Raw genomic sequence first — 13,173 nt, 5'->3', positions numbered from 1 at the left:
CATGAGCCAAGCCCCCCTCGTCCTGGTGGACGGTTCGTCTTACCTGTACCGCGCTTTCCACGCCCTGCCACCGCTGACCACGTCCAAAGGCCTGCCGACCGGTGCGGTCAAAGGCGTGCTGAACATGCTCAAGAGTCTGCGCAAGCAGTACCCGGACAGCCCGTTCGCCGTGGTCTTCGACGCCAAGGGCGGGACCTTTCGCGATGAGATGTACGCCGAATACAAGGCCAACCGCCCAAGCATGCCCGACGACATGCGCGTGCAGATCGAGCCGCTGCACCAGAGCGTGATCGCCCTCGGATTCCCTTTGTTGTGCGTGGAAGGTGTCGAGGCTGACGACGTGATCGGCACCCTCGCCCGCAGCAGCGCGGCGGCGGATCGACCGGTGATCATTTCGACCGGCGACAAGGACATGGCGCAACTGGTCGATGGCCACATTACCTTGGTCAACACCATGTCCGGTAGCTCGATGGATGTGGAAGGCGTGAAGGAGAAATTCGGCGTCGCACCGGAGCAGATCATCGATTATCTGGCGCTGATGGGCGATTCGTCCGACAACATTCCGGGCGTCCCGGGCATTGGCCCGAAGACCGCTTCCGGCCTGCTGGTCGGCGTCAACGGCGGCCTCACCGAGTTGTACGCCAATCTCGACATCGTGCCGACCCTGCCGATTCGCGGCGCGAAAACCCTGCCGGCCAAGCTCGAAGAGCACAAGGAGATGGCATTCCTCTCCTACCAACTGGCGACCATCAAGGTCGACGTGCCGCTGGACGTCGAACTCGACGATCTGCAAATGGGCGCGGAAGACCCGGCCAAGCTTTACGAGCTGTACACCCTGCTGGAATTCAAAAGCTGGATCAATGATCTGGATCGCGACGCCAAACGTCTGGAACTGAGCGCTGCCGCCGAGCCTGCGCCGGCGGGTGATCTGTTCAGCGCGCCAGCAGAAGAAGCGCCTGCCGCTCCCGCTGAAGCTGCGTACGAAACCATCCTTGATCAGACACGTTTCGACGTCTGGCTGGAAAAGCTCAACAACGCCAAGCTGTTCGCCTTCGACACTGAAACCACCGGCATCGACGCGCAGCAAGCGCAACTGGTCGGTCTGTCGTTCGCTGTACAGGCCAACGAAGCCGCGTACATTCCGCTGACCCACTCCTACATCGGCGTGCCGGAACAACTGGATCGCGACACCGTGCTGCGCGCGCTAAAGCCGATCCTGGAAGATCCGAGCAAGCTCAAGGTCGGCCAGCACGCCAAGTTCGATATGAATATCCTGGCCAACTGCGCCATCGGCGGCGATCAGAGCCAAGGCATCACGGTGCGTGGCATCGCCTTCGACACGATGCTTGAGTCCTACGTGCTCAACTCCACCGCCACCCGCCACGACATGGACAGCCTCGCGCAAAAGTACCTGGATCACACCACCGTGAGTTTTCAGGACATCGCCGGCAAAGGCGCCAAGCAGCTGACCTTCGACCAGATCGCCCTGGAACAGGCCGGGCCGTATGCCGCCGAAGACGCCGACATCACTCTGCGTCTGCACCAGACCTTGTTCGAAAAACTCAGTGCCATCCCGAGTCTGGCCAGCGTGCTGACCGACATCGAAATTCCACTTGTGCCCGTTCTTGCACGTATCGAGCGCCAAGGCGCATTCGTCGACGCGGAGCTGCTCGGCATCCAGAGCATCGAGTTGGGCAACAAAATGGTTGCGCTGGAGCGCGAAGCCTTCGAAATCGCCGGGGAAGAATTCAACCTCGGGTCACCGAAGCAGTTGGGCGTGATTCTCTACGAAAAACTCGGCCTGCCAGTGCTGAAGAAGACCGCCAAGGGCCAGCCGTCCACCGCTGAAGAAGTGCTGGCGAAGCTCGCTGAAGACGATCACCGCTTGCCGAAGGTGCTGATGGAGCACCGCTCGATGAGCAAGCTGAAAAGCACCTACACCGATCGCCTGCCGGAGCAGATCAACCCGCGTACCGGGCGCATACATACCTCGTATCACCAGGCGGTAGCGTCGACCGGGCGTTTGTCCTCCAGTGATCCGAACCTGCAGAACATTCCGGTGCGTACCGCTGAAGGCCGGCGTATCCGTCAGGCCTTCGTCGCGCCAAAAGGTTACAAACTGCTGGCGGCGGACTATTCGCAGATCGAGCTGCGGATCATGGCTCACCTGTCCAAGGACGAAGGCCTGATGAACGCCTTCCGCAACAATCTGGACGTGCACACCGCCACCGCTGCCGAAGTGTTCAAGGTCGAACTCAACGAAGTGACTTCCGACCAGCGTCGTGGCGCCAAGGCGATCAACTTCGGCCTGATCTACGGCATGGGCGCGCAGAAGCTCGGCAAGGACATCGGCGTCGACACCAAGACTGCCAAGGCTTACATCGACACCTACTTCGCGCGTTATCCAGGCGTTCGCGAGTACATGGATCGCACCCGCGCCCAGGCGGCGGATCAAGGCTATGTCGAGACCTTCTTCGGCCGTCGCCTGTACTTGCCGGAGATCAATTCGAACAAGCCGCAGGAACGCGCCGCCGCTGAACGTACGGCGATCAACGCGCCGATGCAGGGCACGGCTGCCGACATCATCAAGAAAGCCATGGTCGCGGTGGATAACTGGCTGGCGACATCCGGGCTGGACGCCAGAGTCATCCTGCAGGTACACGATGAACTGGTACTGGAAGTTCGCGAGGATCTGGTCGAGCAGGTCAGCAACGAGATTCGCGTGCACATGAGCGAAGCGGCGAAACTGGATGTACCGCTGCTGGTCGAAGTGGGTGTGGGCAAAAATTGGGATGAGGCTCACTGAGCCATTTGAAATGGTTCTGCCGCGACACAACGTCGCGGCAGAGCCGGTAGAACCTGCTTATTTCGAAAAGCGCTTGGGATTATTCCAAAGCTTTTTGAAAAAAATCTGAACTAATCTGGAAGGACACTACTCAGAGTTACTGAATGGCTGGTGAAGCCCTTCGATGCTCCTATGTTGTGTTAAGTGTTGGCAGATATCTGAACCCCGCCCTAGCGGTTCGGAACTTAAACCCCGGAACTTCTCCCTCCCCAATGAAGTCCGGGGCTTTTTTTGCCCCAAAACTGGCTGTGATGCCGTCATGCTGCGTTAAAAGCACCGCTAAAAATGCTCATTTAGGTCCCCTAAACTCCGCTTTTTAGCGATGCTTTCGCCTTGCCTGCCAGCACCACAGACAGTTTTGAAATTGTCTTACTCGGCAGTCGCCTCGGCGCCTTTGTCCGCCAGTTCCATCCAGCCTGCCAGAACAGTGTAGGCCTCTTCCAGGCCCATGCGTTTTGGTGCGGAGAACAGCTGGATGGTGACCAGATCGCCCCAACCCTTGCGAATTTCCGACTGCACCTTGAGCAGGGTGTTCTTGGCTGCGCCGTAGGTCAGCTTGTCGGCCTTGGTTAACAGAATGTGCATCGGCATGCCGGCGGCAACGGCCCAGTCGAGCATCAGCAGGTCGAAGTCGGTCATTGGATGACGGATGTCCATCATCAGAATCAAACCCTTCAAACTCTCGCGGCCACCGAGGTAAGCCTCAAGGTGACGCTGCCAGTGCATCTTCAGCGGGATTGGTACTTTTGCATAACCGTAGCCCGGCAGGTCGACCAGACGCCGATCATCGTCTAGCTTGAAGAAGTTCAACAGCTGCGTGCGACCCGGAGTTTTCGAGGTCCGCGCCAGGCTGGCGTGAGTCAGAGTGTTCAGGGCGCTGGATTTACCGGCGTTGGAACGACCGGCGAACGCCACTTCAAAGCCCTCGTCGTCAGGGCACTGATCGACTTTGGCGGCACTGAGCATGAACGTGGACTGTTGGCACAGGCCGAGGATGGGATTCTTGAGTTGCATGGGATTTCCGATGTGGGCGGCGCCGGGATTGGGCGCGGAACGCGGTGTCGCTTCCGTTTCAGTGACGCCAGTATATAATGCCGCAGATTTTGTGTGTGCTTTGTCCCAGCGTAGGATGAAGTTCACGAGAGCGACAGACCTTGATTGCGCATTAGAACGCAGAACGCTCTCAACCCTGAAAAGGTCGTTTTATGACGAAATGGCTGCTGGCTGCCGGAGTCTTGATGCCGCTTTACAGCGCACAGGCTACACAGGATCCGGAAGCTGTGTACAACCGTGTTTGTGGTGCCTGTCATTCCGGCCAACTACCCATGGCGCCCGAAAGAGGCGATCAGGCAGCTTGGACGCCGAGGTTGGCGAAAGGTATGGGGACGCTGGTGCAACACGTGACCCAGGGTTTCAAGGCGATGCCGCCGCGTGGTTTGTGCATGGACTGCAGTGCCGAGGATTACCAGGCCATCATCCTTTGGATGAGCGAGAGTAAACCCGGTCCATAACTCTTAACCCTTAGCCGTAGTTGGATTAGCTGATGAACAAATTGATCGTGAGTCTGCTGTTGACCGTGGGAATCTCAGGCCTCGCCCATGCTGCCGGTGATGCCGCAGCAGGCCAGGCAAAAGCCGCCGTCTGCGGAGCCTGCCATGGCCCGGACGGTAACAGCATGGCGCCAAACTTTCCAAAACTGGCCGGTCAAGGTGAACGCTACCTGACCAAGCAACTGCACGACATCAAGTCGGGCAAGCGCACCGTACTGGAAATGACGGGCCTGCTGACCAACCTGAGCGATCAGGATCTGGCCGACATCGCCGCCTACTTCGCCAGCCAGAAAGGCAGCGTCGGCGCCGCCGATCCGAAGATCGTCGCGCGCGGTGAAGCCCTGTTCCGTGGCGGCAATCTCGCCAAAGGCCTGCCCGCCTGCACCGGTTGCCACTCGCCGAACGGTGCTGGCAACGCCGCTGCCGGTTTCCCGCATCTGGGTGGCCAACACGCGCAATACATCGCCAAACAGCTGACCGACTTCCGCAAGGAAGAAGGCGGTCGCACCAACGACGGCGACACCATGACCATGCAGACCATCGCCAAACGCCTGAGCGACGAAGACATCGCCGCTGTCTCCAGCTACATTCAAGGCCTGCACTAAGACCCACGGATAGAGCGTTGCCGGCGAGGGACATCTCCTGCAACGTTAACGCTCGATTAATCCGGCGCAGCAAGTATAAAAAGGGTGGCTTTGGCCGCCCTTTTTTGTGGCCGCTGCCGTTACACTACAGAACTCATGCCCGCCAGGATCTGTCTGAAAACAGGTCGCGCGAGGCGATCAAAATTGTCCAGGAGTAAAGCATGCGTAATCTGATCATCAGCGCCGCTCTCGTCGCTGCCAGCCTGTTTGGCGTGACCGCCCAGGCCGCCGAAGCCCCTGCCGCTCCTTACGTAGAACTGGCCAACCCGGTACCGGTTGCCGAGCCTGGCAAGATCGAAGTGGTCGAGCTGTTCTGGTACGGCTGCCCGCACTGCTACGCCTTCGAGCCGGTGATCAATCCATGGGTCGAAAAACTGCCTTCCGACGTCAACTTCGTGCGCATTCCTGCCATGTTCGGTGGCCCATGGGACGCTCACGGTCAAATGTTCCTGACCCTGGAAGCCATGGGTGTCGAGCACAAGGTGCACAACGCCGTGTTCAATGCCATCCAGAAAGAACACAAGAAGCTGACCGACAAGAACGACATGGCTGACTTCCTCGCCACCCAAGGCGTGGACAAGGACAAGTTCCTCGCCACCTTCGACTCGTTCGCCATCAAAGGCCAGATCGTCAAAGCTCGTGAACTGGCCAAGAAATATCAGATCACTGGCGTTCCAACCATGATCGTCAACGGCAAGTACCGCTTCGACATCGGCTCTGCCGGTGGTGCCGAACAAGCCTTGCAACTGGCTGACCAACTGGTGGCCAAAGAGCGAGCGACCAACAAGGCCGCTGCCAACTAAGCGCGGCAATCGCCATGCGCCGCTGGAAGACCGAACGCATCGTTGGCCTGCATGATCCGCAGGTCAACGAACATCACCTGGCGTCCACAGGCCTGCCAGCGGATCAGCGTCTGCGCCTGCTCAGTTTCAATATCCAGGTCGGCATCAGCACCGAGCGCTATCGGCATTACCTGACTCGCAGCTGGCAGCATCTGCTGCCGCACACCGGGCGCTCAGGCAATCTGCAGAAGATCGGCGACCTGCTTGGCGACTTCGATCTGGTCGCCTTGCAGGAAGCCGATGGCGGCAGCCTGCGCTCGGGCTACGTCAATCAGGTCGAACACTTGGCCCATCTCGGCGCCTTCCCCTACTGGTATCAACAACTCAATCGCAATCTCGGCCGACTGGCTCAGCACAGCAATGGCGTGCTCAGCCGTCTGCGCCCGTGGGCGATCGAAGATCACCCGTTACCCGGCCCGAAAGGTCGTGGCGCCATACTATTGCGTTTCGGCGAAGGCCCGGAAGCGCTGGTGGTGGTGATGATGCACCTGGCCCTCGGCGCACGTGTGCGCACGCTGCAACTGGCCTATATCCGTGATCTGATCGGCGGCTATAAACACCAGGTGTTGATGGGCGACATGAACACCCATGCCAGCGATCTGCTACAACATTCTCCGTTACGCGATCTCGGCCTGCTGGCCCCGCAGGTGGAAGCGACATTCCCCAGCTGGCGTCCTCAGCGTTGCCTTGATCATATTTTGCTCAGCCCGACCCTGACCCTGGAAAAGGTCGAAGTGCTGGCCCAACCGATTTCCGATCACCTGCCGGTCGCGGTAGAGATTCGTCTGCCGGGTTCGCTCACGGCCGATGCATTGCCCGCGTTGAGTCCTGCCCCTCGCGGAACCCCTGAATGAGCGACGACGCCCAGCGCTGGAAAGAGAAATACCTCAAAAGCATCGAACAGCAGGACAAGCTTGAACGGCGTTGGGCCGCCAGGCTCGACTTGTTGCGGCGCGGCCTGGTGCGCAGCACATTGGCCGCTGAGGGCACCGATAAAGTCGTTGATCAATGCATGAAAGAGATGCGCGACGTGGTGCGCACCGACGACATGGATGCCGGCCTCGCCGCCCTGTTGCCGCGTCTGGAAAAAGCCGTGCTCGATTCCGAGCAACGCCGCGAGACCCGCATTGATCAGGTCAGCACTGCGCTGACCTCGCTGGTGACCCAGTTGCAAGCGCTGCCGCTACCGCGAGAAGTCGCTCAGCCACTGAAGAAATTCGCCAAGCAACTGGACAGCCGTGTCGGTCAGGCCCGGGAAATGCCGCTGCTGCTGAGTGAGCTGAGCGGCTTGCAGGGCAAGGCGTTGAGTCAACTGGAAGCGCCGCCAGAGCCAGGACGCCCGGGATTGTTGCAGCGCCTGTTTGGTAGCCGTGACAGCGACGAGGCGCCTGCACCTGCACCTGCACCTGCGCCGGCGCCGGAGCACGTGGCGCCAGTCGAACAGATACCTGTCGCTCCCGTGCCTGAATCCGAACCCGTGCAAGCAGCCCCTGTCGCCATCGCTGAACCGGCAGCGGCCGCTACGGTTATCAAAGAAACTGCACCCATCACAGCAGTGGAAGCGCCAGCGCCTCAAGCCCAGCCGGAACCGGACGTGGTTGCCTTCGTTGCGCCGGTCGTCGCCACTGAAGCGGCCTCCCCGAGTGCAGTGGAAGCCACCGCGCCCGAACCTGAAACCGTTGCAGCTCCCACTCTAGCTCCGGCTCCAGTCGTACCGGTCGCTTTCAACCCCGACGAATTGATCCACCCCGGCGATCCTGCCCCGCTGTTCCTCGACAGCCTGCCCCTGCCCGAGCCCATCGCTCAGGCACTGGCGGCCATCGACCCGGAGCAATCCGAGCACGACGTCCTCTTTGCCCTGCCGGATTCTCCGGAGCCGTCCTACAGCTCTGTAGCCAAACACATCGAAGAAACACTGATCGGCCTGCTCGACGACCTGACGCTGCCCGAACGTCACCGTCCGCAAGCAGAAGCCATGCGTGAACGGCTAAAACATGGTTTGAACTGGTACGAACTGATCCCGATCCTCGACGATCTGGCGACGTTGATGCTGGCGATCACCGACAGCGGCCAGCATGAGTTCGAAGCCTATCTGCAACAACTCAACGAACGCCTCGAAGCGTTTCAAAGCAATCTGCAGGCCGCCAGCGAAGGACATGCCGACAACAGCTCGGCGGCGCGGGCGATGGACACGCAGATCCGCGAGCAGGTCGACGGTTTGCAGACCAGCGTCCAGGAAGCGGCGGATCTGGAGGACCTCAAGCAAGTGCTGGAGAACCATCTCGAAGGCCTGCTCGGCACCATGGACCAGCACCAGAAACAACGCGATGCCCGCGAGCAAGAAGTGGCGGCGCGACTTAAAGGCCTGTCCGAGCGCGTCGCGCATATGGAACAGGAGGCGCAAGGCTTCCGCGAACACCTTGAAGAACAACGCCAGAAAGCCCTGATCGACCCCCTCACCGGCCTGCCCAACCGCGCGGCGTGGAGCGAACGTCTGGAGCATGAGATCAAGCAATGGCAGCAACATGGCAATACGTTGAGCCTGGCGATGCTCGACCTCGATCATTTCAAACGGATCAATGACAACTACGGGCACCTGGCGGGTGACAAGGTCCTGAAGATCATCGCCACCGTGCTGCGCAAGCGCCTGCGCGGCTCCGATTTCATCGCCCGTTTTGGCGGCGAAGAATTCGTTCTGCTGCTGCCGGTGACGCCGCCCGCAGTCGGGGCGAAATTGCTGGAAACCCTGCGCGCGGCGATCGAGGCCTGCCCGTTTCACTTCAAGGGCGAGCGCGTGACCATTACGATTTCCATGGGCCTGGCTTCATTCAGAGCGGGAGAACACAGCGATCTAGTGCTTAAAAGAGCCGATCAGGCGCTGTACAGGGCTAAAAACGCAGGACGCAATCGGGTCGAGCTGGGCTAAGGAAATTGTTCGATTTTGTTTAAATCCGCCCGCTGACCGTCTGCACGCAAGGCATTACGTTACACTGTTGCATTATTGTCTTGCGTGTACTGCCTTCTGCCATGAAATTTTTTGCCCTTCTCGCGTCCCTGCTCGTTCTGGCCGGTTGTGCCAGCGGCCCGCGTTATGACACTAGCCATCCTTCCGCCAATCACGACAGCCGCATCCAGTTCGTGATCGTGCATTACACCTCGGCGTCGCTTGAGCGCTCGCTGCAGTTGCTGACCCACGGTGAGGTCAGCAGCCATTACCTGATCGGCGACGACAAGAGCGCCACCGTCTACAAACTGATGGACGAAAACCAGCGCGCCTGGCACGCCGGCGAAAGCCAGTGGCAGGGCCGTACCTGGCTCAACTCCAGCTCGATCGGTATTGAAATCGTCAACCCGGGCTTCAAGGACACGCCGACCGGGCGCCTGTGGTATCCCTACAGCGAAGCGCAGATTCAGGCGCTGATCGCCCTGCTCAAGGACATCAGCCAGCGCAACGGCATCAGCCCCCGCCACATCATTGGTCACAGCGATATTGCACCGTTGCGCAAACTCGATCCGGGGCCGTTATTCCCCTGGAAGCGTCTCGCCGCCGAAGGCTTGGGTATCTGGCCGAACGAGCAAGCCGTGGCCCGCCAGCAAGCGCTGTTCAACAGTAGCGAATTACCCAGCATCGGCTGGTTCCAGGCGCAACTGGCGCATTTGGGTTACGACACACCGCAGACCGGCGAGCTGGATGTCGCCACCCGCCATGTCCTCGCGGCGTTCCAGATGCACTTCCGCCCTTCGCGCTTCGACGGAACGCCAGATGCGCAAACGGCCGCGTTACTGCTGGTACTCAATCAGACAAAATAATGACGCCCGCCCGACGGTCAGGGCGAGATTGCAATCAGCAGCTATAACTCATTGGTAATTCTTCGGATATTCCATGATGGTTGCTACCCGAGCGACGCTGCGTAGCTGGTTTTATCGCCCGTGGTTTTTGGCGATGATCGCGGCTGTCCTCAGTGCCAGCCTGCTGATCGCCGGCGGGATGTTCGTGGCCATGCGTCAGGTCGAGCAAAGCGAAAGCCAGGTCATGAATGCCCAGGGCGAGCGATTCCTCGCCCGCCTCGAGCAATTGTTCGGCCAGCTGCGCGAAAGCCTCGACGACCTTGAGGCCCAGCCCCTGCGCAGTTGCGATGACGAAATGATCGCCACGCTGCGGCAAGTCACCTTCAACTATCGCTTCGTCTATGAAGCCGCCTACATGGACGCCTCGCGGATTTGCTCCAACCGTCCGCGTCAGGAAGGCATGTCGGTTGTCCGCGCACCCGACATCAAAGGCCCGACCTACAGTTACTGGCTGAACACCACCACCGAACCCGATGAAAACCGTGCCGCGCTGATGCTCGGTCGCGGCAATTTCCGCGTCGCCACCTCGCGCGGGCATCTGACTGACATGGTCGACCTGTCCCCCGGCAGCAGTCTGCTGGTGGTGCTGGATCACGGCACCCGGGCGATTCCGGTTCTCGGTGCAGATCAGGTCTGGCCACCGAGCGAACACTGGCCACCGAAAAGCCGCGACGCCTTGCAAGTCACCCAGACCCGGCTGATCTACCGTATGCCCACCAACAACCCGGAATATCAGCTGGTGCTGATCACACCACGCACCGGCATGCACATCCCCGCCATCTGGTGGTGGATGGTTCCGGTCTGTCTGGGGCTCGGCGCCTTCGTCGGTTTCGTCGTGTTTCTCCTGGTTCGCCAGCGCCAGTCACTGGACGCCGAACTGCACGGTGCCATCCGCCGCGGTGAGTTGCAGGTGCTCTATCAACCGATCTTCGACCTCGACAGCCGCAACTGTGTAGGCGCCGAAGCGCTGCTGCGCTGGCGCCGCCCGGACGGCACATTGACCAGCCCTGACTTGTTCATTCCGCTGGCGGAAAATACCGGGCAGATCCGCCAGATGACCGACTTCGTCCTCCAGCGTTTACTCGAGCAGTTGGGGCCGGTGCTGCGCGCCAATCCGCAGTTGTACATCTCGGTCAACCTCGCCGCCTGTGATGTGATGGTGCCGCGCATCGGTCAAGTCATGGCGCGGCTGCTGAGCCTGCACAGAGTCGCGGCCAAGCAGATTGCCTTCGAGGTCACCGAACGCGGCTTGATTGATGTGGTGGTGGCGCGGGAAAACCTGCAAGCGTTGCGCGATGTCGGCCATCAGGTGCTGATCGATGACTTCGGCACCGGCTATTGCAGCCTCGCCTACCTGCAAACGCTGCCGGTAGATTGCCTGAAAATCGACAAGGCGTTCATCGACGCGCTCGGCCATGACGCCGCCAGCAGCGGCGTCGCCCCGCACATCATCCATATGGCCCAAGCACTGGATCTGAAGGTGATCGCCGAGGGTATCGAGCTTGAGTCGCAAGCTATATTGCTCAGCAGTGAAGGGGTGAAATTCGGTCAGGGCTGGCTGTTCGCCCATGCCCTGAGCGCAGTGCAGTTCATTGAGCTGATCACTCGCGGGCGCCGCCTCGCAGGGCGCCGCATGGATGACGAGGCTTAAACGGCAAGCGCCATATAAAACTGCGTGCCCTGCCCCGGCCGCGAATAAACGCCCATCCGCCCACCATGCAACTGGACGATCTCCTTGCACAACGCCAGTCCCAACCCGGCACCCCCCTTCTTGCGCCCGACCTGCACGAACGGTTCGAAGATCCGCCCTTGCTGGCCATAGGCAATGCCTTCGCCGTTGTCTTCGACGCTGATGATCACCCGTTCGCCATGACGACGCGCCTGCAAACGGATCTGGCCGTCGCGGGCGGTGTGGCGCATGGCGTTGTCGATCAAATTGTCGAGTACCCGATCCAGTTGCGCCTGATCCGCCTGCAAGCGCGGCAGCGGCCCCTGCACTTCCACCTTCAGGGCGATGCCTCTCTCCGCTGCTGTCTCGGCAAAGCGCGACTGCGCCTGCTCCAGCAAGTCCTCGATGGAGCACGGCGCCAGTGTCAGCTTCTGCAAACCGTTCTGGTAGCGCGAAAAGTTGAGCAAGTCGTTGATCAACTGCATCAGGCGCTGCATTTCTTCGTTGACCGTGTCGAGCAGGTCCGCCTCGCGTGACTCAGGCGCAAACTTCGCCCGCTCACGGAACAGACCGAACGCCATGTGCATGCCGGTAACTGGCGTGCGCAGCTCATGGGATGCACGTAGCACGAACTCGCTGCGGACCCGCTCGAAAGCGCGCTGCTCAGTCACGTCGTGCAGCACCATCACCGCGCCGAGGATGTGGCCCTGCGTGTGGCTGACCGGCGTCAGGCTGTACGTCAGCAGGCGCGATTCGCCGTCGACTTCGATGCTCAGGTCCTCCGGCGCCCGCTCCAGGGTGCCGCCGCGCAGCACCAGTTGCAGCTGCGCATCCAGCTCCGGTCGTTCAAGGGCCGCGCCCAGACCCTGACCGAGACGGTCGTCGTCCCAGCCCAATTGGCGCTGGGCCACCGGGTTGAGGTGTTCCAGATGTCCCTGGCGGTCGATCATCAACAAGCCGTCGTCGATGCTGTCGAGCACCGCTTGCAAGCGTTGCTGGCCGGCCAGCAGTTCGTCGATGTTGGTCGCCTGATGTTCGCGCAACGCTTCGGCCATCAGCCCGAACCGCTTGGTCAGTTGATTCATTTCCATCGCCGAGGAAATCGGCAGGGTCACTTCGAAATTGCCTTGGCCGATGTTGTCCGCCGCATGCGCCAGCGCCTCGATCGGCGCGCCAAAACGACGGGCAATACCGTGTGCCGTGACGAAGCCGATGATCAACACCGCCAGCCCGACCAACCCAAGCAGACCAGCCACCAACAGCGCCCGGTCGCGGGCGTCATGTTGAACCAGATTGATGTTGTCGAGTGCGTGCTTGTGTTCGGTAATCAGTCCGTTGCGCAGGGTGTTGAAGCGCTCACGGAAGTCGGCATTGCTGCTCAACGACGTGGCCGGATCACGGGACAGGTCGAACGCCTGCAGAAAACTCAGGTAATCCGCCTTGGCCTGAGTGAAGCCATACAAGCGGCCATCACCCTTCTGCTCCTGGGCAATGCCTTCGTCGAGGAGCTGAAAGTAATGCTGCTTGGAGGCTTCGAATGCAACGGCATCAGGCTTTTCCGCGAGCATGATGATCAGCTGATCGCCCAAGGTCTGGCGCAGCTTGAGCCCCAGATCGAGGGTGACGAAGTTGCTGCGCACCAGCGCTTCCTGGGTTCCGGCCATCTGCATCACGCTGACCAGCCCGAGCAACAGCCCAAGCAAGGCCACGGTGATCAGTGCGGAAATGCTCAGGAACAACCGGGTCCGCAACTTCATCGCCAGTTTCATCGTTG

At 60.4% G+C, this 13,173-nt stretch carries 10 protein-coding genes; 8 read left to right on the top strand and 2 right to left on the bottom strand.

What is annotated here, in order from left to right:
* The first annotated feature begins 1 nt into the window (after position 1).
* Entirely contained in the window at positions 2 to 2,806 is a 2,805-nt protein-coding gene (gene polA, locus ACVVH8_RS00325) for a DNA polymerase I (RefSeq protein ID WP_475227931.1), read from the top strand.
* Between the two features lie 408 nt (positions 2,807 to 3,214).
* Here the strand turns inward: polA and yihA are convergent, their stop codons facing one another.
* Positions 3,215 to 3,859 (bottom strand): ribosome biogenesis GTP-binding protein YihA/YsxC, encoded by a 645-nt coding sequence (gene yihA / locus ACVVH8_RS00320; RefSeq protein ID WP_103302923.1) that lies wholly within the window; start codon positions 3,857 to 3,859, stop codon positions 3,215 to 3,217.
* A 191-nt stretch (positions 3,860 to 4,050) separates the two neighbouring features.
* Here yihA and ACVVH8_RS00315 point away from each other — a divergent pair, with 191 nt between their 5' ends.
* The 7 genes from ACVVH8_RS00315 to ACVVH8_RS00285 all read left to right on the top strand — a co-directional run bounded on the left by ACVVH8_RS00315 (position 4,051) and on the right by ACVVH8_RS00285 (position 11,381).
* Positions 4,051 to 4,356 carry a c-type cytochrome gene (locus ACVVH8_RS00315; RefSeq protein WP_103302922.1) on the top strand — a complete coding sequence of 102 codons (306 nt, stop codon included), beginning with the start codon at positions 4,051 to 4,053 and terminating at the stop codon, positions 4,354 to 4,356.
* Between the two features lie 32 nt (positions 4,357 to 4,388).
* Positions 4,389 to 5,000: a c-type cytochrome gene (locus ACVVH8_RS00310; protein ID WP_103302921.1), complete on the top strand. Its 612-nt coding sequence runs from the start codon at positions 4,389 to 4,391 to the stop codon at positions 4,998 to 5,000.
* A gap of 200 nt (positions 5,001 to 5,200) precedes the next feature.
* A complete protein-coding gene (locus ACVVH8_RS00305; RefSeq protein WP_103302919.1) occupies positions 5,201 to 5,842 on the top strand; it encodes a thiol:disulfide interchange protein DsbA/DsbL in 642 nt (213 codons plus the stop codon).
* A gap of 14 nt (positions 5,843 to 5,856) precedes the next feature.
* Complete coding sequence (locus ACVVH8_RS00300; protein ID WP_103302918.1) at positions 5,857 to 6,735, top strand: endonuclease/exonuclease/phosphatase family protein; 879 nt, start codon at positions 5,857 to 5,859, stop codon at positions 6,733 to 6,735.
* Positions 6,732 to 8,807: a GGDEF domain-containing protein gene (locus tag ACVVH8_RS00295; RefSeq protein WP_475227929.1), complete on the top strand. Its 2,076-nt coding sequence runs from the start codon at positions 6,732 to 6,734 to the stop codon at positions 8,805 to 8,807. Before ACVVH8_RS00300 ends, ACVVH8_RS00295 begins: the two co-directional genes overlap by 4 nt.
* Before the next feature lie 101 nt (positions 8,808 to 8,908).
* Positions 8,909 to 9,691 carry an N-acetylmuramoyl-L-alanine amidase gene (locus ACVVH8_RS00290; protein WP_103302916.1) on the top strand — a complete coding sequence of 261 codons (783 nt, stop codon included), beginning with the start codon at positions 8,909 to 8,911 and terminating at the stop codon, positions 9,689 to 9,691.
* A gap of 73 nt (positions 9,692 to 9,764) precedes the next feature.
* Complete coding sequence (locus ACVVH8_RS00285) at positions 9,765 to 11,381, top strand: EAL domain-containing protein (protein ID WP_315444882.1); 1,617 nt, start codon at positions 9,765 to 9,767, stop codon at positions 11,379 to 11,381.
* Here the strand turns inward: ACVVH8_RS00285 and ACVVH8_RS00280 are convergent.
* The gene (locus ACVVH8_RS00280) at positions 11,378 to 13,168 is read right to left on the bottom strand and encodes a KinB sensor domain-containing domain (RefSeq protein WP_475227927.1); all 1,791 of its coding nucleotides are present in this window, start codon (positions 13,166 to 13,168) and stop codon (positions 11,378 to 11,380) included. The genes ACVVH8_RS00285 and ACVVH8_RS00280 overlap by 4 nt on opposite strands.
* Positions 13,169 to 13,173 lie beyond the last annotated feature (5 nt).

Source organism: Pseudomonas trutticola BRTCR10 (assembly GCF_056155105.1).
The sequence above is the reverse complement of the archived record's forward strand: the minus strand, read 5'-3'. Positions and strand labels throughout refer to the sequence as shown.

Excerpts from the sequence above, each read along its gene's own strand:
- polA (WP_475227931.1), top strand. The coding sequence starts at position 2 with ATGAGCCAAGCCCCCCTCGTCCTGGTGGACGGTTCGTCTTACCTGTAC.
- yihA (WP_103302923.1), bottom strand. The coding sequence starts at position 3,859 with ATGCAACTCAAGAATCCCATCCTCGGCCTGTGCCAACAGTCCACGTTC.
- ACVVH8_RS00315 (WP_103302922.1), top strand. The coding sequence starts at position 4,051 with ATGACGAAATGGCTGCTGGCTGCCGGAGTCTTGATGCCGCTTTACAGC.
- ACVVH8_RS00310 (WP_103302921.1), top strand. The coding sequence starts at position 4,389 with ATGAACAAATTGATCGTGAGTCTGCTGTTGACCGTGGGAATCTCAGGC.
- ACVVH8_RS00305 (WP_103302919.1), top strand. The coding sequence starts at position 5,201 with ATGCGTAATCTGATCATCAGCGCCGCTCTCGTCGCTGCCAGCCTGTTT.
- ACVVH8_RS00300 (WP_103302918.1), top strand. The coding sequence starts at position 5,857 with ATGCGCCGCTGGAAGACCGAACGCATCGTTGGCCTGCATGATCCGCAG.
- ACVVH8_RS00295 (WP_475227929.1), top strand. The coding sequence starts at position 6,732 with ATGAGCGACGACGCCCAGCGCTGGAAAGAGAAATACCTCAAAAGCATC.
- ACVVH8_RS00290 (WP_103302916.1), top strand. The coding sequence starts at position 8,909 with ATGAAATTTTTTGCCCTTCTCGCGTCCCTGCTCGTTCTGGCCGGTTGT.
- ACVVH8_RS00285 (WP_315444882.1), top strand. The coding sequence starts at position 9,765 with ATGATGGTTGCTACCCGAGCGACGCTGCGTAGCTGGTTTTATCGCCCG.
- ACVVH8_RS00280 (WP_475227927.1), bottom strand. The coding sequence starts at position 13,168 with ATGAAACTGGCGATGAAGTTGCGGACCCGGTTGTTCCTGAGCATTTCC.